Below are 22,999 nucleotides of genomic sequence, written 5' to 3' on the forward strand. Positions count from 1 at the left end.
GGGTGTGGCACTCCGTCTAGGCTCGCTGGTCGATGCGCTGGGGGGAGAGCTGCATGGTGACCCGGCGCTGCAGATCGAGAGCCTCGCGCCGCTGGAGTCTGCCGGCGACGGCGCCCTGAGCTTTCTCAGCCACCCCAAGTACCAGTCGCAGCTGGCCGCCTCCCGGGCGGCCTGCGTCATCGTGGCGCCGTCCATGCGCGAGGCGGCCCTGGCCCGAGCGGCAGGCGGTGCCTGCATCGTGGCCGAAGAGCCCTACCTGTATTTCGCCCGCGTCACGCAGCTGTGGAAGCGGCAGCATGTCCGCGCGGGTGGCCCGCGCATCCACCCGAGCGCGGTGATCGATCCCGAAGCCTTCGTTGCACCCGATGCCGCCATCGGCGCCCTGTGCGTGGTCGAGCGCGGCGCGCGCATTGGCGCCGGCACCGTGCTCAAGTCGCGCGTGACGGTGGGCGAGGATTGCGTGATCGGCGAACGCTGCCTGCTGCATCCGGGCGTGGTGATCGGCGCCGACGGCTTCGGCTTCGCGCCCAACGAGGGCGCCTGGGAAAAAATCGAGCAGCTGGGCGCGGTGCGCATCGGCAATGACGTGGAGATCGGCGCCAACACCTGCATCGACCGCGGCGCGCTTCAGGACACGGTGATCGAGGACGGCGTCAAGCTCGACAACCTGATCCAGATCGGCCACAACGTGCGCATCGGCAAGCACACCGCCATGGCCGGCAATGCGGGCGTGGCCGGCAGCGCCACGATCGGCGCCCACTGCACGGTGGGCGGCGGCGCCATCGTGCTGGGGCACCTGACGCTGGCCGATCACGTCCACATCTCGGCCGCCTCCGTGGTCACGCGCTCCATCCTGAAGCCCGGGCACTACAGCGGCCTGTTTCCCATCGACGACAATGCGGTCTGGGAAAAGAACGCGGCCACGCTCAAGCAACTGCATACGCTGCGCGAACGCCTGAAAGCACTCGAGAAAACAATCAAATCATGATGGACATCCACCAAATCCTCAAGCAACTGCCGCACCGCTATCCGATCCTGCTGGTGGACCGGGTGCTGGCGCTTGAAAAGGGCAAGAGCATCAAGGCGCTCAAGAACGTGACGATCAACGAGCCGTTCTTCACCGGCCACTTTCCGCATCGCCCGGTCATGCCGGGCGTGCTGATGCTCGAGGCCCTGGCGCAGGCCGCCGCGCTGCTGGCTTTCGACACGCTGGGCGTCACGCCCGACGACAAGACGGTCTATTACTTCGCCGGCATCGACGGTGCGCGCTTCAAGCGCCCGGTGGAACCGGGCGACCAGCTCGTGCTGGAGGTGGAGCTCGATCGCATGAAGGCCGGCATCTTCAAGTTCAAGGCCCGCGCCAAGGTCGGCGACGAGGTGGCCTGCGAGGCCGAGTTGATGTGCACCATGCGCACCATTGCGTGAGGGCGGCGGCAAAGTGGCGAACATCCATTCCACGGCCCTCGTGGATCCCGGTGCCGAGCTGGACGCCTCGGTCAGCGTCGGCCCCTACACGGTCATCGGCCCCCATGTGAAGGTGGGCGCAGGCACCACGATCGGCGCGCACTGCGTGATCGAGGGCCACACCACCATCGGGCGCGACAACCGCATCTTTCAGTTCAACTCGCTGGGCGCGATTCCGCAGGACAAGAAATACGCGGGCGAGCCCTGCGAGCTGGTGATCGGCGATCGCAACACCATCCGCGAGTTCTGCACCTTCAACATCGGCTCGCCCGGTGGGGGCGGCGTGACGCGCGTGGGCGACGACAACTGGCTGATGGCCTATGTGCACCTGGCGCACGACTGCATCGTTGGCAACAACACCATCTTCGCCAACAACTCGCAGCTCGCGGGCCACGTGACCGTGGACGACTGGGTGATCCTGGGCGGCTTCACCGTGGTGCATCAGTTCGTGCGCATCGGCGCCCACGGCATGACGGCGATGTGCTCGCTGCTGTTCGCCGACCAGCCGCCGTTCGTGATGAGCCAGGGCCAGCCGGCCCAGGCGCGCTCCATGAACTACGAGGGCCTGCGCCGCCGCGGCTTCTCGGCCGACCGCATCGCCGCCATCAAGGCCATGCACAAGGCGCTGTACCGCGACGACCTGACGCTGGAGGAGGCGCGCGCGCAGATCGGGCGCCTGACTGAAAAGCACCCCGAGTCCGCGCCGGACGTCGAGATGATGCTCTCGTTCCTGGCGCAGACGACACCGCAGCGCGGCATTGTCCGCTGAGCCGGCCATGACCGCGGAACCTCGTTTCGCCATGGTGGCCGGCGAAGCGTCGGGCGATCTGCTGGCCGGCCTGCTGCTGCAGGGCATGCGCCGGCGCTGGCCGGCCCTGGCGGCCGACGGCATCGGCGGGGCACGCATGGCGGCGCAGGGGTTCGAGGCGCACTGGCCGAGCGACACGCTGGCCGTGCGCGGCTACGTGGAGGTGCTGCGCCACTACCGCGAGATCGTCGGCATCCGCAGCCAACTCCGGGACCGGCTCCTGCGGCAGCGCCCCGATGCCTTCATCGGCGTGGACGCGCCCGATTTCAATCTCGACCTCGAGGCCGCGCTGCGGGCCGAGCGCATCAAGACCGTGCACTTCATCTGCCCCTCGATCTGGGCCTGGCGCGCCGACCGCGTTGAGAAGATCCGGCGCAGCGCCGACCACGTGCTGTGCATCTTCCCGTTCGAGCCCGCACTGCTGGCGCAGCACGGCATTGCGGCCACCTATGTCGGCCACCCGCTGGCCGGCACGATCCCGATGCAACCCGACCAGGCGGCCGCCCGCGCCAGCCTGGGCCTGGGAGCGCAGGACCGCGTGGTCGCGATCCTGCCCGGCAGCCGGACATCCGAGATCCAGTACCTGGCCGCCAGGTTCTTCGAGGCGGCAGTCCGCATGCAGCGGGCGCAGCCTGCGATCAAATTTGTGGTTCCGGCGATCCCGGCGCTGCAGCCGGCGATCGAAAGCGCGGCGCGCGCCGCCGGCCTGCGCGAGGGCCTGCAGATCGTCGCCGGCCAGTCGCACACCGTGCTGGCTGCCTGCGACGTGACGCTGATCGCCAGCGGCACGGCCACGCTGGAGGCCGCGCTGTTCAAGCGCCCGATGGTGATCGCCTACAACATGAACTGGCTGTCGTGGCGGATCACGCGCGCCAAGCAGCTGCAGCCGTGGGTCGGCCTGCCCAACATCCTGTGCCGCGATTTCGTGGTGCCCGAGCTGCTGCAGGATGCGGCCACGCCGCAGGCGCTGGCCGAGGCCGTGTTGGGCTGGTTCGGCGCACCTGAGAAAATCACGGCGCTGCAACAACGATTCACCGCGCTGCACCACGAGCTGCTGCGCGACACCGCGACCCTCGCCACCGATGCGATCCAGAAAGTTCTTGAAGGCTGAGCAGGCCCCGCTGGCATGGGACACGCCGGGCCTGGTGGCGGGCGTGGACGAGGCCGGCCGCGGCCCGCTGGCCGGCCCGGTGGTGGCCGCGGCCGTGATCCTGGACGAGCTGCACCCGATCCAGGGGCTGGCCGATTCCAAGAAGCTCACGGCGCTGCGGCGCGACCGGCTGTACGACGAAATCCGCGCCAAGGCGCTGTGCTGCTCCATTGCCGAGGCCAGCGTGGAGGAGATCGACCGCCTCAACATCCTGCAGGCCACGCTGCTGGCGATGCGCCGCGCCGTCGAGGGCCTGCGTCTCAAGCCCGTCAAGGTGCTGGTGGACGGCAACCGTCTGCCGACGCTGGACGTGCTGGCCGAGGCCATCGTCAAGGGCGACGCGCTGGTGCCGGCGATCTCGGCCGCCTCCATCCTGGCCAAGGTGCACCGCGACCGCTGGTGCGCCGAATTCCACCGGCAGTACCCGCAGTACGGCTTCGCCGGGCACAAGGGCTACGGCACGGCCGAGCACATGGCGGCGCTGCGCGAGCACGGGGCCTGTCCGCAGCACCGCAGATCGTTCAGCCCGGTGGCGCAGGTGCTGCGATGACGTCCGAGGCCACCGTCCACATCAGTTCGCGCGACAACGCGCTGGTCAAGGAACTGCGCCGCCTGTCGCAGGACAGCACCGCCTACCGCAAGCTCGGCCGGGTCTGGCTCGAAGGCGACCACCTGTGCCGCGCGGCGCTGTCGCGCGGCTGGAAACCGTCCCTGGCCGTCTTTTCGGAGTCATTCTGGCCCGAGGTCCCCGTCGAATGGACGCGCGCTGCTATCAAAAACATAGTGATCGCGGAGGCCCTGCTACCCGAGATCAGCGGGTTGGAGTCGCCCGCGCGCATGGGCTTCGTGCTCGACCTGCCGGGCGCGCCGGCGCTGGCGCCCGGCGCGCCCTCCGTGATCCTCGACCGGGTGCAGGACGCCGGCAACGTGGGCTCCATCCTGCGCAGTGCGGCGGCCTTCGGTTTTCGTCAGGTGCTCGCGCTCAAGGGCACGGCCGCGCTGTGGAGCCCGAAGGTGCTGCGCGCCGGCATGGGGGCGCACTTCGGCCTGCAACTGCTGGAGGGGCTGGAGCCGGTGGCGCTGGAAGCGCTGGCTGTGCCCATCATCGTGACCAGCTCTCACCAGGGCGCGCTGATCCAGCAGCAGGTGCTGCCCGATCCCTGCGCCTGGGCCCTGGGGCACGAAGGGCAGGGCGTGGGTGCCGAACTGGCAGCGCGCGCCGGCCTGGCGGTGCGCATCGGCCAGCCCGGCGGCGAAGAGTCGCTCAACGTGGCCGCCGCGGCCGCGATCTGCCTGCACGCCAGCGCCATCGGGCGCCCGCGCTGACGCTGCGCCATGGGCCCTGGCTCCCAGGGGAAAAGCCGCAGTCGGCTATAATCAGGGGCTTTCCCGCAAACCCCTGTACGCCTAGCGCATTCAAGCCACCTCCCTCACAAAAGCAGCCATCGAGAGTCTCCTCTTGAGCGCGTTTGGGCGTACCCGCTAACCATTCGGAGAACCCAGTGCTTTTGTCTCAACAGGGAACCATCCCCCACGCCATCCTGGCGCTTGCAGACGGCACGGTCTTTCTCGGCGATTCGATCGGAGCCACCGGCTCCACCGTGGGTGAAGTGGTGTTCAACACCGCGATCACCGGCTACCAGGAAATCCTCACCGACCCCAGCTACTGCCAGCAGATCGTGACGCTCACGTATCCGCACATCGGCAACTACGGCGTCAACGAGGAAGACATCGAAGCTGAAAAAGTCCATGCCGCCGGGCTGATCATCAAGGATCTGCCGCTGCTCGCGTCCAACTTCCGCATGACCCTGACCCTGTCCGAGTACCTGGTCCGGGAAAAGACGGTGGCCATCGCCAACATCGACACGCGCAAGCTCACGCGCCTGCTGCGCACCAAAGGCGCGCAGAACGGCGCCATCGTCGGCCTCGCCGCGGGCCAGGCCGTGACCCAGGCGGTGATCGACCAGGCCGTGGCTGCGGCCCAGGCCGCGCCCAGCATGGCCGGGCTGGACCTGGCCAAGGTGGTGTCGGTTGCACAGCCCTACGACTGGACCCAGACCGAGTGGCAGCTCGGTGCCGGCTACGGCACGCAGGCCGCGCCGAAGTTCCATGTGGTGGCCTACGACTACGGCGTCAAGAAGAACATCCTGCGCATGCTCAGCTCGCGCGGTTGCAAGGTCACCGTGGTGCCGGCGCAGACGCCGGCCGCCGAGGTGCTCAAGCTGCGGCCCGACGGCATCTTCCTGTCCAACGGCCCCGGCGACCCGGAGCCCTGCGACTACGCGATCAGCGCCACGCGCGAACTGATCGAGACCGGCATCCCGACCTTCGGCATCTGCCTGGGCCACCAGATCATGGCGCTGGCCTCGGGCGCCAGCACCTTCAAGATGAAGTTCGGCCACCACGGCGCCAACCACCCGGTGAAAGACCTCGACAACGGCCGCGTCAGCATCACCAGCCAGAACCACGGCTTCGCGGTCGACGAGAAGACCCTGCCCGCCAATCTGCGTGCCACCCACGTCAGCCTGTTCGACAACACGCTGCAGGGCCTGGCCCGCACCGACCGGCCCGCGTTCTGCTTCCAGGGTCACCCGGAAGCCTCGCCCGGCCCGCACGACATCGGCTATCTGTTCGACCGCTTCACGGCGCTCATGGAGAAACACAAGAATGCCTAAGCGCTCAGACCTCAAATCCATTCTCATCATCGGCGCCGGCCCGATCATCATCGGCCAGGCCTGCGAGTTCGACTACTCCGGCGTGCAGGCCTGCAAGGCCCTGCGCGAGGAGGGCTACAAGGTCATCCTGATCAACAGCAACCCCGCGACGATCATGACCGACCCGGCCACGGCCGACGTCACCTACATCGAGCCCATCACCTGGCAGACGGTCGAGAAGATCATCGCCAAGGAGCGTCCCGACGCCATCCTGCCGACCATGGGCGGCCAGACCGCGCTCAACTGCGCGCTCGACCTCTGGCGCAACGGCGTGCTCGACAAGTACAAGGTCGAGCTGATCGGCGCCACGCCCGAGGCCATCGACAAGGCCGAAGACCGCTTGAAGTTCAAGGACGCGATGACCAAGATCGGCCTGGGCTCGGCGCGCTCGGGGATCGCCCACAGCATGGACGAAGCCTGGGCCGTGCAGAAGAGCGTCGGCTTCCCCACCGTGATCCGCCCGAGCTTCACGCTCGGCGGCACCGGCGGCGGCATCGCCTACAACCCGGAGGAATTCGAGGTCATCTGCAAGCGCGGCCTCGAGGCCTCGCCGACCAACGAGCTGCTGATCGAGGAGTCACTGCTTGGCTGGAAAGAGTACGAGATGGAAGTGGTGCGCGACAAGGCGGACAACTGCATCATCGTCTGCTCGATCGAGAACCTCGACCCGATGGGCGTGCACACCGGCGACTCGATCACGGTGGCGCCGGCCCAGACGCTGACCGACAAGGAATACCAGATCATGCGCAACGCCTCGCTGGCGGTGCTGCGCGAGATCGGCGTGGACACCGGCGGTTCCAACGTGCAGTTCTCGGTCAATCCGAAGGACGGCCGCATGATCGTGATCGAGATGAACCCGCGCGTGTCGCGGTCGTCCGCACTCGCCTCCAAGGCCACCGGTTTCCCGATCGCCAAGGTCGCGGCCAAGCTGGCCGTGGGCTACACGCTCGATGAGCTGCGCAACGAGATCACCGGCGGCGCCACGCCCGCGAGCTTCGAGCCCAGCATCGACTACGTGGTCACCAAGATTCCGCGCTTCGCGTTCGAGAAGTTCCCGCAGGCCGATTCGCGCCTCACCACGCAGATGAAGTCGGTGGGCGAGGTGATGGCCATGGGCCGCACCTTCCAGGAATCGTTCCAGAAGGCGCTGCGCGGCCTCGAGGTCGGCGTCGACGGCATGAACGAGAAGACGCAGGACCGCGAAGTGCTCGAGAAGGAACTCGGCGAGCCCGGCCCCGAGCGCATCTGGTACGTGGGCGATGCGTTTGCCATGGGCCTGTCGATCGATGAAGTGTTCGAGCTCACCAAGATCGACCGCTGGTTCCTGGTGCAGATCGAGGAGATCGTGAAGATCGAGCTCGAACTGGACCGGCTGACCGAGCAAAAGGGCGAAGGCGCCCTGGCCTCGCTCGACGCGGCCACGCTGCGCACGCTCAAGAAGAAGGGCTTTTCCGACCGCCGCCTGGCCAAGCTGCTCAAGACCAGCGACCAGTCCGTGCGCGAAGCCCGCCGCTCGCTGAAGGTGCGCCCGGTCTACAAGCGTGTGGACACCTGCGCGGCCGAGTTCGCCACCAACACCGCCTACATGTACTCGACCTATGAGGACGAGTGCGAGGCCGAGCCGACCGACAGGAAGAAGATCATGGTGCTCGGCGGCGGCCCCAACCGCATCGGCCAGGGCATCGAGTTCGACTACTGCTGCGTGCATGCCGCGCTCGCCATGCGCGAGGACGGCTATGAGACCATCATGGTCAACTGCAATCCCGAAACTGTCTCGACCGACTACGACACCTCCGACCGCCTGTACTTCGAGCCGCTCACGCTCGAAGACGTGCTGGAGATCGTGGACAAGGAAAAGCCGCTGGGCGTGATCGTGCAGTACGGCGGCCAGACGCCGCTCAAGCTCGCGCTCGACCTGGAGGCCAATGGTGTGCCCATCATCGGCACCAGCCCCGACATGATCGACGCGGCGGAAGACCGCGAGCGCTTCCAGAAGCTGCTGCATGAGCTGGGCCTGCGCCAGCCGCCCAATGCCACGGCCCGCACCGAGGCCGAGGCGCTGGAGAAGGCCGCCGCCCTGGGCTACCCCCTGGTGGTGCGCCCCAGCTATGTGCTGGGCGGCCGCGCGATGGAGATCGTGCACGAGCAGCGCGACCTGGAGCGCTACATGCGCGAGGCCGTCAAGGTCAGCAACGATTCGCCGGTGCTGCTGGACCGCTTCCTGAACGATGCGATCGAATGCGACGTGGACTGCCTGCGCGACCCCGAAGGCAAGACCTTCATCGGCGGCGTGATGGAGCACATCGAGCAGGCCGGCGTGCACTCGGGCGACTCCGCCTGCTCGCTGCCGCCGTACTACCTGTCCAAGGCCACGGTCGATGAGCTCAAGCGCCAGTCGGCCGCGATGGCCGGCGCGCTCAACGTGGTGGGCCTGATGAACGTGCAGTTCGCCATCCAGGAAGTGGACGGCCAGGACGTGATCTACGTGCTCGAAGTCAACCCGCGCGCCTCGCGCACCGTGCCCTTCGTGAGCAAGGCCACCGGCATCCAGTTGGCCAAGGTGGCCGCGCGCTGCATGGCCGGCCAGACGCTGCGCGCGCAGGGCATCACGGAGGAAGTGACGCCGCCGTACTTCAGCGTCAAGGAAGCCGTGTTCCCGTTCGTCAAGTTCCCCGGCGTGGACACCATCCTCGGCCCCGAGATGAAGTCCACCGGCGAGGTGATGGGCGTGGGCAAGACCTTCGGCGAGGCCTTCTTCAAGTCGCAGCTCGGCGCAGGCACGCAGTTCCCGCGCGCGGGCAAGGTGTTCCTGACGGTCAAGAACAGCGACAAGCCGCGTGCCGTGGCGATTGCGCGGGAACTCGCCGCCATGGGCTTCGAGCTGCTCGCCACCAAGGGCACGGCCGCGGCGCTAAGCGAGGCCGGGCTGGCCTGCGCGGTGGTCAACAAGGTCACGGAAGGCCGCCCGCACGTGGTGGACATGATCAAGAACAACGAGATTGCGCTGGTCATCAACACCGTGGAGGAACGCCGCAACGCGATCACCGATTCGCGGGCCATCCGTACCTCGTCGCTGCTGGCCCGCGTGACCACCTTCACCACCATTTTCGGCGCCGAGGCCGCGGTGGAGGGCATGAAATACCGCGACCAGCTCGACGTGTATTCGGTGCAGGAGCTGCACGCGCAGCTGGAGCGCCAGGCCGCATGAGAGGCCGCGCCGGGCGCTGCGCGGGGGCCACGGCCCCGTTCGCGCACGCCTGGGCGGACCGGCCTTGGATTTCACGGCCGATCACGGCATAATTGCAGCCTCAAGACACCGCCGAACGGCAACGCTCGGCGGTTTCCTTTTGGAGAAAGACAAAATGGCCACCATCCCCATCACCAAGCGCGGGGCAGAGAAGCTCAAGGAGGAGCTGCACCGCCTGAAGACCGTGGATCGCCCCTGGGTGATCAATGCGATTGCCGAGGCGCGCGCGCAGGGCGACCTGAGCGAAAACGCCGAGTACGAGGCCGCCAAGGACCGCCAGGGCTTCATCGAAGGCCGCATCCAGGAGGTCGAGAGCAAGCTGTCGGCCGCCCAGGTGATCGACCCGTCCACGCTCGAACCGGGCGGCAAGGTGGTGTTCGGCGCCACGGTCGAACTCGAGGACGAGACCTCGGGCGAGGTCGTGAAATACCAGATCGTCGGCGAGGACGAGGCGGACCTGAAGCTCGGCCTGATCAACATCGGCAGCCCGATCGCGCGGGCGCTGATCGGCCGGGAAGAGGGCGACACCGCCGAGGTGCAGGCGCCCGGTGGCGTGAAGCGCTACGAAATCGTCGCCGTCAGCTACCTTTGAAACAGCGCCTGCCGATCTTCGCCGCGGCCCTCTGGTGGGGCAGCCTGAGCGCCATCGGCTTCCTGGTGGTGCCGCTGCTGTTCGTTAACCTGCCGACCCCAGCGCTGGCCGGCGGGATGGCGGCGAAGCTGTTCACGGCGCAAACCTGGGTGTCCGTCGGCTGCGGCCTGCTGCTGTTGCTGGTTTTGAGGCCAAAAGAGCCGGATGTCCAGGCGCCCCGGTCCTCGGATGCTATGGTTTTTATAGTGGGCGGGCTGCTGCTGGCGTTGCTGGCCGAGTTCGGCGTGGCGCCCCGGATCGTGGCGCGCGAGAACCTCAAGCTGTGGCATGCCGTGGGCAGCGCCATGTACCTGCTGCAGTGGCTGTCTGCCGGTGCGGCGTTGTGGCGGCTGAGCCGCGAAGCCCGTTCGTCCTGAGCGCCCCCGGGGCCGGGGCGGTCCTGGCTTTTCTTTTCTTGAGAGTGGATGCTGGCCCGCTGCCGCAGGCCGGGGGCCGCCTTCAAGCCTGGCTGCGTTTCTTGATGCTTTTCTGCTTGGGCTTGGCGCGCTTGACCTGGCCGCCGGGCGTCAGGCGCTGGTTGCCCAGCACGCGCAGGGTCAGCACTTCGGGGCGCTGGCCGCCGCGCTTGCTGTACTTGAGCACCTTGACGTCGCGCGGGCCGGGCCTGCGGTCCTCGTCCTCGGCGCGCTCCTTCGGGGGCATCGGCCGCCACAGCACCAGCAGCTTGCCGATATGCTGGATCGGCGCGGCGTTGAGGTCCTCGGCCAGGGTCTGGAAGATGGTCTCGCGCGCGGCGCGGTCATCCGAGAACACGCGCACCTTGATCAGCCCGTGGGCGTTGAGGGCGGCGTCGGTTTCCTTCTTGACGGCGGCAGTCAGGCCGTCGCCGCCGATCATCACCACGGGGTCGAGATGGTGGGCTTCGGCGCGGTGCTCCTTGCGCTGGGCGGGAGTGAGTTGAATTGCAGGCATGGGCAGTATTATCCCCGCACGGGTATGGAACGATGAAAGTTAAAACCAAAAGTAAAAAGGTCAACAAGGCGTGGTTGAACGACCATGTCAATGACCCTTACGTCAAGATGGCCCAGAAAGAGGGCTACCGGGCGCGCGCGGCCTACAAGCTCAAGGAGATCGACGAGACGCTGGGCCTGATCCGGCCCGGCCACCTCGTGGTGGACCTGGGCTCCGCGCCGGGCGCCTGGAGCCAGTACGTGCGGCGGCGGCTGTCGCCCGGCGGCGCGGCGGTGGGCGGGCTCAACGGCACCATCATCGCGCTGGACCTGCTGCCGATGGAGCCGATCGAGGGCGTGGTCTTCCTGCAGGGCGATTTCCGCGAGCCCGACATGCTGCACCGGCTGCAGCAGGAGATGCAGGGCCGCTCGGCGGACGTGGTGGTGTCCGACATGGCGCCCAACCTCTCGGGCATCGAGTCGGCCGACGCGGCGCGCATCGCCCACCTGGTGGAGCTGGCCGTCGAATTCAGCCAGGCCCACCTGAAACCCGAGGGGGCGCTGGTGGTCAAGCTGTTCCATGGCAGCGGCTATGGCGAGCTGGTGAAGCTGTTCAAGCAGAGCTTCCGGCTGGTGAAGCCGGTCAAGCCCAAGGCCTCGCGCGACAAGTCGTCGGAGACCTTCCTCGTCGGCATCGGCTTGAAAAAGGCGTGAAACGGGCCTGAAAGCCCCGGGTTTCCGGGCCATCCAGGCGGCCAAGCCCTTGCTGCAGCTGTGGCTGAAACCGTGAAAAGGCGGTACTTCACGCCTTGAAACGCCTAAAATGGGGCGCAAGTATGCATCAGTCTGCCCTCTGCAGCCCCAACCGGAGTCTTGCTTGAATAATCAGTGGTTTTCGAAAATTGCCGTTTGGCTGGTGATCGCCCTGGTGCTGTTCACCGTGTTCAAACAGTTTGATGCGCGTGGCGTGGCCGGCGCCACCAGCATGGGGTACTCCGATTTCCTGGAAGAAGTGCGCGGCAAGCGCATCAAGAGCGCCATCATCCAGGAAGGCCAGGGCGGCACCGAGATCGTGGCCATGACCACCGACGACCGCAAGGTGCGCACCACCGCCACCTACCTCGACCGCGGCCTGGTCGGCGACCTGATCAACAACAACGTCAAGTTCGACGTCAAGCCGCGCGAAGAGGGCTCGCTGCTCATGACGCTGCTGGTGAGCTGGGGCCCGATGCTGCTGCTGATCGGCGTCTGGATCTACTTCATGCGGCAGATGCAGGGCGGCGGCAAGGGCGGGGCGTTCAGCTTCGGCAAGAGCAAGGCCCGCATGCTCGACGAGAACAACAACCAGGTCACGTTCGCCGACGTGGCCGGCTGCGACGAGGCCAAGGAAGAAGTCAAGGAAGTGGTCGACTTCCTCAAGGACCCGCAGAAATTCCAGAAGCTCGGCGGCCGCATCCCGCGCGGCCTGCTGCTGGTCGGCCCCCCGGGCACCGGCAAGACGCTGCTGGCCAAGTCGATCGCCGGCGAGGCCAAGGTGCCGTTCTTCAGCATCTCGGGCTCCGATTTCGTTGAAATGTTCGTCGGCGTGGGCGCGGCCCGCGTGCGCGACATGTTCGAGAACGCCAAGAAGAATGCGCCCTGCATCATCTTCATCGATGAAATCGACGCGGTCGGCCGCCAGCGCGGCGCGGGCCTGGGCGGGGGCAACGACGAGCGCGAACAGACCCTGAACCAGATGCTGGTCGAGATGGACGGCTTCGAGACCAACCTCGGCGTGATCGTGGTGGCGGCCACCAACCGGCCCGACATCCTGGACGCCGCCTTGTTGCGCCCGGGCCGCTTCGACCGCCAGGTCTACGTGACGCTGCCCGACATCCGCGGCCGCGAGCAGATCCTCAACGTGCACATGCGCAAGGTGCCGATCGGCCAGGACGTGAACCCGAGCATCATCGCCCGCGGCACGCCCGGCATGTCGGGCGCCGACCTCGCCAACCTGTGCAACGAAGCCGCGCTGATGGCTGCGCGCCGCAATGCGCGCGTGGTCGAGATGCAGGACTTCGAGAAGGCCAAGGACAAGATCTTCATGGGCCCCGAGCGCAAGAGCATGGTGATGCCCGAGGAAGAGCGCCGCAACACGGCCTACCACGAGTCCGGCCATGCGCTGATCGGCAAGCTGCTGCCCAAGTGCGACCCGGTGCACAAGGTCACCATCATCCCGCGCGGCCGCGCCCTGGGCGTGACCATGAGCCTGCCGGCGCAGGACCGCTACAGCTACGACCGCGAGTACATGCTGAACCAGATCAGCATGCTGTTCGGCGGCCGCATCGCCGAGGAAGTGTTCATGCACCAGATGACCACCGGCGCTTCCAACGACTTCGAGCGCGCCACCCAGATCGCGCGCGACATGGTGATGCGCTACGGCATGACCGAGGCGCTGGGCCCGATGGTCTACGCCGAGAACGAGGGCGAGGTGTTCCTGGGCCGCTCGGTCACCAAGACCACCAACATGAGCGAATCCACCATGCAGAAGGTGGATGCCGAGGTGCGCAAGATCATCGACGACCAGTACGCACTGGCGCGCAAGCTGATCGAGGACAACAGCGACAAGATGCACGCCATGGCCAAGGCGCTACTCGAGTGGGAAACCATCGACAGCGAACAGCTCGACGACATCATGGCCGGCCGCGAGCCGCGCCCGCCCAAGGACTGGACGCCTCGCACTCCCTCCTCGGGCGGTGGGGGCAGTGGCGGCGCCACGCCCGTCAAGCCGGATCCGGCGCCCACGGTGGCCTGACGGCCCGGGGTGAACTGATGAAAAATGGGGCCGCGAGGCCCCGTTTTTTGATATCGACCATGCTTTGGCAAACCTCCCGCTTCCAGATCGACCTGGCAACGCCCCGGGTGATGGGCATCGTCAACGTGACGCCGGACTCCTTCTCGGACGGCGGGCAGCATGCCGGCGTTTCCGCGGCGCTGCGGCATTGCGAACAACTGCTGGCGCAAGGCGCACACATCCTCGACATTGGCGGCGAATCGACGCGCCCGGGCAGCCCGGCCGTGCCGCTGGACGAGGAACTGGCCCGGGTGCTGCCGGTGGTGCGCGAAGCCGTGGCGCTGGGTGTGCCCCTGTCGATCGATACCTACAAGCCGCAGGTGATGCAGGCCGCGCTCGACCTGGGGGCTGACATCGTCAACGACATCTGGGCCCTGCGGCGCGATGGCGCGGCCGAGGTGGTGGCGCGCCACCCGGCCTGCGGCGTGTGCCTGATGCACATGCACCGCGACCCGCAGACCATGCAGGTGGCCCCGATGGAGGGCGACGTGGTGCCGCAGGTGCTGTCGTTCCTGGCGCAGCAAACCTCGGCCCTGCTGGCGCGGGGCGTCGCGGCCTCCCGCATCGTGTGGGATGCCGGCACGGGCTTCGGCAAGACGGTGGCGCAGAATTTTGCGCTGCTGGCACGCCAGCGCGAACTGCTGGGCGCGGGGTATCCGCTGCTGGCGGGCTGGTCGCGCAAGTCCTCCCTGGGCGCGGTGACCGGGCTGGACGTGGGGCAGCGCCTGGTGCCCAGCGTGGCGGCGGCCGTGCTCGCGGTGGAGCGCGGCGCCCGGGTCGTGCGCGTGCACGACGTGGCCGCAACCGTGGCGGGGCTCAAGGTCTGGTCGGCCATGAATTCGGAAAACTGAACCACAAGGACGAGGGAACATGACAAGAAAATACTTTGGGACCGACGGCATCCGCGGCACGGTGGGCCAGGCCCCGATCACGCCGGACTTCGTGCTGCGTCTGGCGCATGCCGTGGGCCGCGTGCTCAAGCGCACCGAGGCGCGCCCGACCGTGCTGATCGGCAAGGACACCCGCATCTCCGGCTACATGCTGGAGAGTGCGCTGGAGTCGGGCTTCAACTCCGCCGGCGTCGATGTGATCCTGCTCGGGCCGCTGCCCACGCCCGGCGTGGCCTACCTCACGCGCGCGCTGCGCGCCAGCCTCGGCGTGGTGATCAGCGCCAGCCACAACGCCTTTCCCGACAACGGCATCAAGTTCTTCAGCGCCCAGGGCACCAAGCTGCCCGATGCCTGGGAGCAGGCGGTGGAAGCCGCGCTGGACGAGCCGCCGGTGTGGGCCGACTCGGCCACCCTGGGCAAGGCGCGCCGGCTCGATGACGCGGCGGGCCGCTACATCGAGTTCTGCAAGAGCACCTTTGCCAACGATCTCACGCTCAAGGGCGTGAAGATCGTGGTCGACGCGGCCCATGGCGCGGCCTACCACATCGCGCCCAAGGTGTTCCACGAACTCGGCGCCGAGGTGGTGGCGATCGGCTGCGCGCCGGACGGGCTCAACATCAACCACGAGGTGGGCGCGACCCACCCGCAGGCCCTGATCGAGGCCGTGCGGGCGAACCACGCGGACTACGGCATCGCGCTCGATGGCGATGCCGACCGCCTGCAGCTGGTGGATGCCGAGGGCCGCCTCTACAACGGCGACGAGGTGCTGTACCTGATGGTGGCCGAGCGCCTGGCGCGCGGCGAGCCGGTGCCCGGCGCCGTGGGCACCCTGATGACCAACATGGCCGTGGAAGTGGCGTTCAAGACCAGGGGAGTGCAGTTCGTGCGCGCCAAGGTGGGCGACCGCTATGTGCTCGAAGAGCTGGACAAGCGCGGCTGGCTGCTCGGCGGCGAGGGCTCGGGCCACCTGCTGGCGCTGGACAAGCACACCACGGGCGACGGCCTCATCAGCGCCCTGCAGGTGCTGCAGGCCTGCGTGCGCAGCGGCCGCACGCTCGCCCAGCTGCTGGCCGATGTGACGCTGTTCCCGCAGACCCTGATCAATGTGCGCCTGCAGCCGGGGCAGGACTGGAAGGCCAGCGCCCGGCTGGCTTCGGAAACCCAGGCTGTCGAAACCGCGCTTGGCAACGCCGGCCGCGTGCTCATCCGCGCCAGCGGCACCGAGCCGCTGGTGCGCGTGATGGTCGAGGCGCGTGACGCGCAGCAGGCCCAGGCCAGCGCACAGCGGCTGGCCGAGGCGCTGCGTGCCGGCTGAGGGGAGCGGCCGTGGCCGCTGGCGGCGAGTTCGCCGTGCGGCCCGCGCTGCCTGTGCTGCCCACGGGTTCCCGATGCGAATGAAGGATTTGACATGAGTGCCTGGCTTTCCATTGCGGCGCCGTACCTGCCCGAGATCATCAAGCTCGCCCAGCCGCTGTTCACGCGCGCCAAATCGCCCGACAAGTCGCCCGAGGTGATGGCCCAGCAGATCGCGGAGCTGCAGGCCGCGGCCACCCAGAACGCCGAGGCGATCAAGCTGCTGGCCACCCAGATGCAGGGCACCATCGACGGCCTGCAGGCCGCCGCCACGACGCTGGAAAAGAAGCTGCAGCGCGCCTACCTGCTGGCCGTGGTGGCCGCCACCGTGGCGGTGCTGGGCTTCGGCGTGGCGGCCTACGCGCTGGGGCGCTGAGCCGGCTCGGCGCCCGGCAGTGGGCCGAGCCAGCGCGACAGCCCCAGGCCCGCAACCGCGCCCAGGCCCTGCGCCAGCACGAAGCCCGGGGCGCTGGCCGGCGCGATGCCCGCGAAGCTGTCGCTCAGCATGCGGCCCAGCACGGCCGCCGGGTTGGCGAAGCTGGTGCTGGCGGTGAACCAGTAGGCCGCGCCGATGTAACAGGCCACCAGCGCGCCGGCCCGCTTCGCCGAAGCGCGCAGCACCACCAGGATCAGGCCCGCCGTGGCCACGGCTTCGGCCAGCCACTGGCCCCAGCCCGTGAACTGGCCGGTAGCCGACCAGCCGCCGCGCAGCCGGTGGCTCACCTGCAGAATGTCGAGATCGAACATCGCGTGCGCCAGCCAGGCGCCGGCGACGGCGCCGAGCAACTGGGATGCTATGAAATAAAGAGCAACCCGCGTCCGCTGCGCCTGGACCTGCGGCCCTTTGAAGGCCAAAACCAGGGTGACCAGCGGATTGAAGTGGGCGCCGCTGACCGGGCCCAGCAGCTCGATCAGCACATACAGCGCGGCGGCCGTGGCCAGCGTGTTGGCGAGCAGCGCCAGCGCCATGTTGCCGCCGGCCAGCCGCTCGGCCATGAGGCCGGAGCCGATCACGGCGCAGAGCAGGGCGGCGGTGCCGGTGAACTCGGCCAGGGCCTGGCGGGGCAGCGTCATGAGCCGGTGACCGCGCGGGCGTGGCGCTGCAGCGCCGCCGTGTCCAGAGGGCCGGCCGGCAGGTCAACCAGCCGCTCCAGCCGGCGGCGGATCGCCTGCAGGGTCTGGCGGAAGGCTTCGAGCCGCTGCGCCTCCGTGCCCTCGGCGGCGGACGGGTCGGCATATCCCCAGTGCGCGGTCGCGGGGCGGCCGGGCCAGTAGGGGCAGGCCTCGCCGGCGGCGCTGTCGCACACGGTGATCACCAGGTCCATGGTGGGCGCATCCGCCTGCGCAAACTCGTCCCAACTCTTGCTGCGCAGGTCATCGGTGGCCAGGCCGGCGTCCCGCAACACCTGCAGGCCCAGGGGGTGGGGCTGCTGGTTCGCGCGCGGGCTGCTGCCGGCGGAGAAGGCGCGAAAGCGGCCCCGGCCGATGTGGTTGAGCATGGCTTCGGCCAGAATGCTGCGCGCCGAGTTGTGGGTGCACAGAAAGAGCACGCGCAGGGGGCGCTCGTTCATGGGAAGGTGCGCCTCTGGCGCGCTGCCGTGCCGGTCGTCTTCGGGCGGCCGGGCGGCGCTCATGAGCCCAGCTCCATGCTGCCGGCCGCGGCCTCTGGGCAGCAGGCGGCGGGGGGGCCGGCCTCGCAGGGTTCGCCCTGGCAGCAATGCTCGGTCAGGTAGCCCAGCAGGCGGTTCATCCGGGTGAAGTCGGCGCGGTAGATCAGGTGGCGGCCGCGCGGCTCGCTGCTGACCAGGCCAGCGTGGCTCAACTCCTTGAGGTGGAAGGACAAGGCACTGGGCGCAATGCCGAGCTGCCCGGCGATCGCGCCGGCAGGCAGGCCCTGCGGCCCGGCGACCACCAGCGCGCGGAAGGCGCGCAGGCGCTGGGCCTGGGCCAGCGCGGCGAGGGCGAGGAGGGTTTCTGTTTCAGTCATGGTTTCATTTTTATATTTCAATGATAGTTGAAATGTTTTGAGATGCCAAGCCGCACCTGCCATTGCTATCAAATCCATAGCTGCTAATGACCACCCGACAAGGACATCCATGGGTTTTTGTCACTCAAATGTCATGAAATGGCCACAAAGGCGTCATCACGGCCCACCAGACTCGCGGCATTGGAAATGCAGTGGAGTCCTCCGTGAGCAAAGGTTTCGGCAAAGGCTACGAACGGGAAGACGGCGTGAACCAGGCGCCCAATCCCTCCATTCACGAGGTGGATGGCAGCCGGCGCCATGTCCTGAAATGCAGCTCGGCGGCGGTGGCGCTGCTGATCGGGTCGCACGCCTGGGGTGCCAGCGGTGGCAAGGGCAAGCCGCTGGGCTTCACCGGCGTGCCGGTCTCGGTGGCGGACGCCGTGGTGGTGCCGCCCGAGTACGAAGCCCAGGTGCTGTACCGCTGGGGCGATCCGGTGGGCTCGGCGGCCGGCGCGCCCGCCTTCCGCGCCGATGCCTCCAACAGCTGGCAGGAGCAGGCGCTGCAGTCGGGCATGCACCACGACGGCATGGAGTATTTCCCGCTCGACAAGAACCCGCGCCACGGCCTGCTGGCCGTGAACCACGAATACACCGACGACGGGCTGCTCCACCCCGACGGCATGAAGACCTGGAGTGCCGACAAGGTGCGCAAGGCGCAGGCCGCGCACGGGGTGAGCGTGATCGAGATCGCGGAGCGGCAGGGCCAGTGGCGCGTGGTGCCGCAGTCGCGCTATGCGCGGCGCATCACGGCCACCACCCCGATGGTGCTGGCCGGCCCGGCCGCCGGCCATGCGCTGCTGAAGACCGACGCCGACGCCTCGGGCACCCGGGTGCAGGGCACGATCAACAACTGCGCGGCCGGCCAGACGCCTTGGGGCACCTACCTGACCTGCGAGGAGAACTGGAACGGCTACTTCTCGGCGCGCGAGAAGCCCGGCGCCGACGAGCAGCGCTACGGCCTGCGCCATGGCGGCTGGGGCTACCGCTGGCACGAGCACGACGAGCGCTTCGATGCCGCCCGCCATCCAAACGAACCCCACCGCTTCGGCTGGGTGGTCGAGATCGACCCGTTCGATCCGGCCCAGGCGCCGGTCAAGCGCACGGCGCTCGGACGCATCAAGCACGAAGGCGCCACCACCACGCTGAGCCGCGACGGCCGCGCGGTGGTCTACATGGGGGATGACGAGCGCTTCGAGTACATCTACAAGTTCGTCAGCCGCGACAAGGTCCGGCCCGGCGGCTACCGGGCCAACCGCGAACTGCTGGACCACGGCACGCTGTACGTGGCGCGCTTCGACGCGCAGGGCTATGGCCGCTGGCTGCCCCTGGTGCACGGCGACAACGGACTGACGGCCGACCGGGGCTTCGCCAGCCAGGCCGAGGTGCTGATCCGCTGCCGCCAGGCGGCCGACGTGGCCGGCGCCACCAAGATGGACCGCCCCGAGTGGATCGCTGTGCACCCGCAGACCGGCGAGGTGTTCGTCACGCTCACCAACAACAGCCAGCGCGGCCAGCCGGGCCGGGCCCAGGGCGAGACGGTGTCCGACGCCAACCCGCGCGCCGACAACATCATGGGCCACATCATCCGCTGGCGCGAGGGCGATGCCCAGGCCGGCGATGCCGCCGCGCTGGAATTCCGCTGGATGCATTTCGCACTGGCCGGCGATCCGCAGGCCGACAAGCCCGAGCACCGCGGCAACATCCGCGGCGACATCTACGGCAGCCCCGACGGCCTGAAGGTGGACGCCGGCGGCCTGCTCTGGATCCAGACCGACGTGTCGACCTCCACCCTGCTGCAGGGCGCCTACCGGAACATGGGCAACAACATGATGCTGTGCGCCGACCCGCTGACGGGCGAAACCAAGCGCTTTCTCACCGGCCCGTCGGGCTGCGAGATCACCGGCATCGCCTTCACGCCCGACCGCCGCACGGTGTTCATCAACATCCAGCACCCCGGCGAAACCGCCAGCGAGCGCAGCGATCCCGCAAAACCGGCGGCGGTGAGCACCTGGCCCGACGGCCAGGGCAGCCGCCCGCGCTCGGCCACGGTGGCGATCCGGCGCAAGGACGGAGGCCTCGTCGGCACCTAGAACCCCTCAGAGGAAGCCCCGCCCGCCGGGGCTTCTTCACAAATGAACTGCACGAATACGCAACACAACACCGAATTGATGAAGGAGTGAACGATGAAAGAACTGCCCAACCCGACCTTCCCGCTCTCGCCCGTGTCCCTGCCCAGGGGGTCACTTCACCGACCTGACCCTGCGGGCAGCCCGGCACTCGCTCAAGGTGGGCGCGGCGGTATTCAGGTTTCATGGGCGAAGCACCTCGACGAAGTCCGGCAAGCGCAGCGTCTGAGGTTCGAGGTCTTCGCGGGCGAGATGGGCGCACGGCTGGAAACGACGCTGGCCGGGCACGACATCGACCTGTTCGACGACTACTGCGAGCACCTGCTGGTGCGCGACGAGCTCACGCAGGAAGTGGTGGGCACCTACCGCGTGCTGACGCCGGCCCAGGCCCGCCGCGTGGGCGGCACCTACAGCGACACCGAGTTCGACCTGACCCGCCTGCGCTCCCTGCGCGCGCGCATGGTGGAGCTGGGCCGCAGTTGCGTGCACCCCGAGCATCGCCACGGCGGCGTGATCCTGGCGCTGTGGGGGGCGCTGGCCGAGTTCATGGTGCGCAACCAGCTTGACACCATGATCGGCTGCGCCAGCATCCCCATGCTGCACAACGGCGTGGTCAGCGGCCAGGCCGCGGCCAGCATCTGGAACCAGGTGCGCCAGACCCACCTCGCGCCGATCGAATACCACGTGCTGCCGCGCCTGGCGCTGCCGGTGGCGGAGCTTGACGGCACGCTGGAGGTGGAGCCGCCCGCGCTGATCAAGGGCTACTTGCGCCTGGGCGCCAAGGTGCTGGGCGCGCCGGCCTGGGACCCGGACTTCAACACGGCCGACCTGCCCATGCTGATGCGCATCGCCGACCTGCCGCCGCGCTACCGCAAGCATTTCCTGGGGGTGTGATGCGGACCACCTTCGATGCCCTGGATGCCTGGAGCGGCAGTTTCATGCCCGACGAAGCCCACGACCAGGACGACGAACGGGTGCGCCGGCGCTACCGCGCCGTCTTCATCTCGGACCTGCACCTGGGCACGCCGGGCTGCCAGTCCGCCGCGCTGCTGGACTTCCTGAAGGCCTGCCCGAGCGACTACCTGTACCTGGTGGGCGACATCGTGGACGGCTGGCAGCTGCGGCGCAAGTGGTACTGGCCGCAGTCGCACAACGACGTGGTGCAGAAGCTGCTGCGCCGCGCGCGCAAGGGCTGCCGCGTGGTCTACGTGCCGGGCAACCATGATGAGTTTGCGCGTGAATTCATTGGCCACCAGTTCGGCGGCATCGAAGTGATCGACGAGGCCGTGCACACCACGGCCGATGGCCGCCGCCTGTGGGTGATCCACGGCGACTACTTCGACGGCGTCATCCAGTGCGCCAAATGGCTGGCCTATCTGGGCGACAACCTGTACGAGTTCACGCTCAAGCTCAACCGTTACCTCAACCACCTGCGCGGGCGCCTCGGCCTGCCTTACTGGTCGCTTTCGGCCTACCTCAAGCAGAAGGTCAAGAAGGCGCTCAACTACGTCACCGACTTCGAGGTGGCGGTGGCCCAGGAGGCCCGCCGGCGCGGCCACCAGGGCGTGGTCTGCGGCCACATCCACCGCGCCGAGATGCGCGAGATCGGCGGCACGCTGTATTGCAACGACGGCGACTGGGTGGAGAGCCGCACCGCGCTGGTGGAGCACTTCGACGGCCGGCTGGAGCTGCTGCAGTGGGCCGCCGCGCAGGACAGCCTGGAGCGCCGCGGCAAGACGGCCGCAGCGGCGCTATGAAGATCGCGCTGATCACCGACGCCTGGATGCCGCAGGTCAACGGCGTGGTGACCACGCTGGTGGAGCTGGTGCGCGAGCTGGCGCAGGCAGGCTACCAGGTCGAGGTCATCGAGCCCGGGTTGTTCCGCACGCGGCCCTGTCCCGGCTATGCCGGCATCGACCTGGCCGTGCGCCCGGCGCGCCAGCTCACGGCGCAGCTCGACGCCTTGCAGCCCGAGGCCATCCACATCGCGACCGAAGGGCCGCTGGGCTGGGCGGCGCGCCGCTACTGCCTGCGGCGCGGCCTGGCGTTCACCACGGCCTTTCACACGAAGTTTCCGGAAATCCTGAACGCGGCGCTCAAGGTGCCGCTGTCCTGGGGCTACGCGCTGTTCCGGCACTTCCACCGGCCGTCCTCGGGCGTGATGGTGCCCACGCAGGGCGTGCTGCGCATGCTCGAGCGGCGCGGCTTCCGCCATTTGCGCAGCTGGACGCACGGGGTCGATACCCGGTTGTTTTCGTTCGAGGCACAGGCCAGCGCGCAGGGACCGATGGGCGCGCTGGCGCGGCCCGTGTCGCTGTTCGTGGGCCGGGTGTCCTACGAGAAGAACATCGAGGCCTTCCTGCAGATGGATTTTCCCGGCACCAAGGTGGTGTGCGGCATCGGGCCGCTGGAAGCCTCGCTGCGCGAGCGCTACCCGCAGGTGCGCTGGCTGGGCGTGCTGCCGCGCGACGAGCTGGCCCGGGTCTATGCGGCGGCAGACCTGTTCGTGTTTCCCAGCCGCTCCGAAACCTTCGGGCTGGTGATGCTGGAGGCCATGGCCAGCGGCACGCCCGTGGCGGCCTACCCGGTGGACGGGCCGCTGGAGGTGCTGGGGCAGGCCGAGGGCGGCAGCCGCGGCGGCACCATGCACGAGGACCTGCTGCAGGCCTGCTACAGCGCGCTGGCGATCCCCCGGCACGAGGCCCGGGCCAGGGCATTGGACTTCAACTGGGCCCAGGCGGCCCAGCTGTTCCGGGACCATCTGGTGCCGGCTCGCCGGGGTGCGCACGCGGGCGCGCCCGTCCAGGAGCATGGCACTGTCACGCCACTGTCATCAAATCGGTAAA

At 68.3% G+C, this 22,999-nt stretch carries 23 protein-coding genes; 19 read left to right on the forward strand and 4 right to left on the reverse strand.

Annotated elements, in window-relative coordinates; all coding sequences use genetic code 11:
- Positions 1-4: 4 nt before the first annotated feature.
- The 10 genes from lpxD (at position 5) to MMF98_RS07375 (ending at position 10,391) form a co-directional block, all read left to right on the forward strand.
- Complete coding sequence (lpxD, locus tag MMF98_RS07330; protein ID WP_243305583.1) at positions 5-988, forward strand: UDP-3-O-(3-hydroxymyristoyl)glucosamine N-acyltransferase; 984 nt, start codon at positions 5-7, stop codon at positions 986-988.
- Complete coding sequence (gene fabZ, locus MMF98_RS07335) at positions 985-1,425, forward strand: 3-hydroxyacyl-ACP dehydratase FabZ (protein WP_243305584.1); 441 nt, start codon at positions 985-987, stop codon at positions 1,423-1,425. Before lpxD ends, fabZ begins: the two co-directional genes overlap by 4 nt.
- Before the next feature lie 13 nt (positions 1,426-1,438).
- Positions 1,439-2,233 carry an acyl-ACP--UDP-N-acetylglucosamine O-acyltransferase gene (gene lpxA / locus MMF98_RS07340; protein ID WP_243305585.1) on the forward strand — a complete coding sequence of 265 codons (795 nt, stop codon included), beginning with the start codon at positions 1,439-1,441 and terminating at the stop codon, positions 2,231-2,233.
- 7 nt (positions 2,234-2,240) lie between these two features.
- Positions 2,241-3,383: a lipid-A-disaccharide synthase gene (lpxB, locus tag MMF98_RS07345; protein ID WP_243305586.1), complete on the forward strand. Its 1,143-nt coding sequence runs from the start codon at positions 2,241-2,243 to the stop codon at positions 3,381-3,383.
- A complete protein-coding gene (gene rnhB, locus MMF98_RS07350; protein ID WP_243305587.1) occupies positions 3,355-3,972 on the forward strand; it encodes a ribonuclease HII in 618 nt (205 codons plus the stop codon). Before lpxB ends, rnhB begins: the two co-directional genes overlap by 29 nt.
- A complete protein-coding gene (locus MMF98_RS07355; RefSeq protein ID WP_243305588.1) occupies positions 3,969-4,748 on the forward strand; it encodes a TrmH family RNA methyltransferase in 780 nt (259 codons plus the stop codon). The genes rnhB and MMF98_RS07355 overlap by 4 nt, the downstream gene beginning before the upstream one ends.
- A 176-nt stretch (positions 4,749-4,924) precedes the next feature.
- The gene (carA, locus tag MMF98_RS07360; RefSeq protein ID WP_243305590.1) at positions 4,925-6,097 is read left to right on the forward strand and encodes a glutamine-hydrolyzing carbamoyl-phosphate synthase small subunit; all 1,173 of its coding nucleotides are present in this window, start codon (positions 4,925-4,927) and stop codon (positions 6,095-6,097) included.
- A complete protein-coding gene (carB, locus tag MMF98_RS07365) occupies positions 6,090-9,344 on the forward strand; it encodes a carbamoyl-phosphate synthase large subunit (RefSeq protein ID WP_243305591.1) in 3,255 nt (1,084 codons plus the stop codon). The genes carA and carB overlap by 8 nt, the downstream gene beginning before the upstream one ends.
- Positions 9,345-9,498: 154 nt before the next feature.
- A complete protein-coding gene (greA, locus tag MMF98_RS07370) occupies positions 9,499-9,975 on the forward strand; it encodes a transcription elongation factor GreA (RefSeq protein WP_243305592.1) in 477 nt (158 codons plus the stop codon).
- A complete protein-coding gene (locus MMF98_RS07375; RefSeq protein WP_243305593.1) occupies positions 9,972-10,391 on the forward strand; it encodes a DUF4149 domain-containing protein in 420 nt (139 codons plus the stop codon). Before greA ends, MMF98_RS07375 begins: the two co-directional genes overlap by 4 nt.
- An 82-nt stretch (positions 10,392-10,473) precedes the next feature.
- On the opposite strand, the gene MMF98_RS07380 is transcribed toward MMF98_RS07375, so the two are convergent.
- On the reverse strand, positions 10,474-10,947 hold the full coding sequence (locus MMF98_RS07380; RefSeq protein ID WP_243305595.1) for a YhbY family RNA-binding protein: 474 nt from the start codon (positions 10,945-10,947) through the stop codon (positions 10,474-10,476).
- A 32-nt stretch (positions 10,948-10,979) separates the two neighbouring features.
- Between MMF98_RS07380 and MMF98_RS07385 the strand changes: the two genes are divergently transcribed.
- From MMF98_RS07385 to MMF98_RS07405, 5 genes are all read left to right on the forward strand, one after another.
- The gene (locus MMF98_RS07385; RefSeq protein WP_243305596.1) at positions 10,980-11,639 is read left to right on the forward strand and encodes an RlmE family RNA methyltransferase; all 660 of its coding nucleotides are present in this window, start codon (positions 10,980-10,982) and stop codon (positions 11,637-11,639) included.
- Between the two features lie 163 nt (positions 11,640-11,802).
- Complete coding sequence (gene ftsH, locus MMF98_RS07390) at positions 11,803-13,719, forward strand: ATP-dependent zinc metalloprotease FtsH (RefSeq protein WP_243305597.1); 1,917 nt, start codon at positions 11,803-11,805, stop codon at positions 13,717-13,719.
- A gap of 59 nt (positions 13,720-13,778) precedes the next feature.
- Entirely contained in the window at positions 13,779-14,609 is an 831-nt protein-coding gene (gene folP / locus MMF98_RS07395) for a dihydropteroate synthase (RefSeq protein ID WP_243305599.1), read from the forward strand.
- 19 nt (positions 14,610-14,628) lie between these two features.
- Entirely contained in the window at positions 14,629-15,963 is a 1,335-nt protein-coding gene (glmM, locus tag MMF98_RS07400) for a phosphoglucosamine mutase (protein WP_243305600.1), read from the forward strand.
- Between the two features lie 93 nt (positions 15,964-16,056).
- A complete protein-coding gene (locus MMF98_RS07405; RefSeq protein ID WP_243305601.1) occupies positions 16,057-16,377 on the forward strand; it encodes a hypothetical protein in 321 nt (106 codons plus the stop codon).
- Here the strand turns inward: MMF98_RS07405 and MMF98_RS07410 are convergent.
- Genes MMF98_RS07410 through MMF98_RS07420 form a run of 3 tightly spaced genes read right to left on the reverse strand, consistent with a single transcriptional unit; the run spans position 16,359 to position 17,988 of the window.
- On the reverse strand, positions 16,359-17,075 hold the full coding sequence (locus MMF98_RS07410; protein WP_243305602.1) for an aquaporin: 717 nt from the start codon (positions 17,073-17,075) through the stop codon (positions 16,359-16,361). The two genes, MMF98_RS07405 and MMF98_RS07410, sit on opposite strands and share 19 nt — an antisense overlap.
- Positions 17,072-17,572, reverse strand: coding sequence for an arsenate reductase ArsC (locus tag MMF98_RS07415; RefSeq protein ID WP_243307339.1), 501 nt, complete (start codon positions 17,570-17,572; stop codon positions 17,072-17,074). Before MMF98_RS07415 ends, MMF98_RS07410 begins: the two co-directional genes overlap by 4 nt.
- 59 nt (positions 17,573-17,631) lie before the next feature.
- Positions 17,632-17,988: an ArsR/SmtB family transcription factor gene (locus tag MMF98_RS07420; protein WP_243305604.1), complete on the reverse strand. Its 357-nt coding sequence runs from the start codon at positions 17,986-17,988 to the stop codon at positions 17,632-17,634.
- Between the two features lie 278 nt (positions 17,989-18,266).
- On the opposite strand from MMF98_RS07420, the gene MMF98_RS07425 reads away from it, so the two are divergent.
- The 4 genes from MMF98_RS07425 to MMF98_RS07440 all read left to right on the forward strand — a co-directional run bounded on the left by MMF98_RS07425 (position 18,267) and on the right by MMF98_RS07440 (position 22,998).
- On the forward strand, positions 18,267-20,117 hold the full coding sequence (locus MMF98_RS07425; protein WP_243307340.1) for a PhoX family protein: 1,851 nt from the start codon (positions 18,267-18,269) through the stop codon (positions 20,115-20,117).
- 93 nt (positions 20,118-20,210) lie between these two features.
- Positions 20,211-21,047: a GNAT family N-acetyltransferase gene (locus tag MMF98_RS07430; protein WP_243305605.1), complete on the forward strand. Its 837-nt coding sequence runs from the start codon at positions 20,211-20,213 to the stop codon at positions 21,045-21,047.
- Positions 21,047-21,910: a UDP-2,3-diacylglucosamine diphosphatase gene (locus tag MMF98_RS07435; protein WP_243305606.1), complete on the forward strand. Its 864-nt coding sequence runs from the start codon at positions 21,047-21,049 to the stop codon at positions 21,908-21,910. The genes MMF98_RS07430 and MMF98_RS07435 overlap by 1 nt, the downstream gene beginning before the upstream one ends.
- Positions 21,907-22,998 (forward strand): glycosyltransferase family 4 protein, encoded by a 1,092-nt coding sequence (locus MMF98_RS07440; protein ID WP_243305608.1) that lies wholly within the window; start codon positions 21,907-21,909, stop codon positions 22,996-22,998. The genes MMF98_RS07435 and MMF98_RS07440 overlap by 4 nt, the downstream gene beginning before the upstream one ends.
- The last annotated feature ends 1 nt before the right edge of the window (position 22,999 follow it).

Origin of the sequence: Variovorax terrae, assembly GCF_022809125.1 — a bacterium.
Classification (GTDB): Bacteria; Pseudomonadota; Gammaproteobacteria; order Burkholderiales; family Burkholderiaceae_C; genus Variovorax_A; species Variovorax_A terrae.

What these genes read in the sequence shown, in the direction of transcription:
- glmM (WP_243305600.1), top strand. Translation starts at nt 14,629, where the DNA reads ATGACAAGAAAATACTTTGGGACCGACGGCATCCGCGGCACGGTGGGC.
- MMF98_RS07380 (WP_243305595.1), bottom strand. Translation starts at nt 10,947, where the DNA reads ATGCCTGCAATTCAACTCACTCCCGCCCAGCGCAAGGAGCACCGCGCC.
- MMF98_RS07355 (WP_243305588.1), top strand. Translation starts at nt 3,969, where the DNA reads ATGACGTCCGAGGCCACCGTCCACATCAGTTCGCGCGACAACGCGCTG.
- folP (WP_243305599.1), top strand. Translation starts at nt 13,779, where the DNA reads ATGCTTTGGCAAACCTCCCGCTTCCAGATCGACCTGGCAACGCCCCGG.
- MMF98_RS07385 (WP_243305596.1), top strand. Translation starts at nt 10,980, where the DNA reads ATGAAAGTTAAAACCAAAAGTAAAAAGGTCAACAAGGCGTGGTTGAAC.
- lpxB (WP_243305586.1), top strand. Translation starts at nt 2,241, where the DNA reads ATGACCGCGGAACCTCGTTTCGCCATGGTGGCCGGCGAAGCGTCGGGC.
- MMF98_RS07440 (WP_243305608.1), top strand. Translation starts at nt 21,907, where the DNA reads ATGAAGATCGCGCTGATCACCGACGCCTGGATGCCGCAGGTCAACGGC.
- greA (WP_243305592.1), top strand. Translation starts at nt 9,499, where the DNA reads ATGGCCACCATCCCCATCACCAAGCGCGGGGCAGAGAAGCTCAAGGAG.
- MMF98_RS07415 (WP_243307339.1), bottom strand. Translation starts at nt 17,572, where the DNA reads ATGAACGAGCGCCCCCTGCGCGTGCTCTTTCTGTGCACCCACAACTCG.
- MMF98_RS07405 (WP_243305601.1), top strand. Translation starts at nt 16,057, where the DNA reads ATGAGTGCCTGGCTTTCCATTGCGGCGCCGTACCTGCCCGAGATCATC.
- MMF98_RS07435 (WP_243305606.1), top strand. Translation starts at nt 21,047, where the DNA reads ATGCGGACCACCTTCGATGCCCTGGATGCCTGGAGCGGCAGTTTCATG.
- MMF98_RS07430 (WP_243305605.1), top strand. Translation starts at nt 20,211, where the DNA reads ATGAAAGAACTGCCCAACCCGACCTTCCCGCTCTCGCCCGTGTCCCTG.
- fabZ (WP_243305584.1), top strand. Translation starts at nt 985, where the DNA reads ATGATGGACATCCACCAAATCCTCAAGCAACTGCCGCACCGCTATCCG.
- MMF98_RS07410 (WP_243305602.1), bottom strand. Translation starts at nt 17,075, where the DNA reads ATGACGCTGCCCCGCCAGGCCCTGGCCGAGTTCACCGGCACCGCCGCC.
- carB (WP_243305591.1), top strand. Translation starts at nt 6,090, where the DNA reads ATGCCTAAGCGCTCAGACCTCAAATCCATTCTCATCATCGGCGCCGGC.
- MMF98_RS07420 (WP_243305604.1), bottom strand. Translation starts at nt 17,988, where the DNA reads ATGACTGAAACAGAAACCCTCCTCGCCCTCGCCGCGCTGGCCCAGGCC.
- rnhB (WP_243305587.1), top strand. Translation starts at nt 3,355, where the DNA reads ATGCGATCCAGAAAGTTCTTGAAGGCTGAGCAGGCCCCGCTGGCATGG.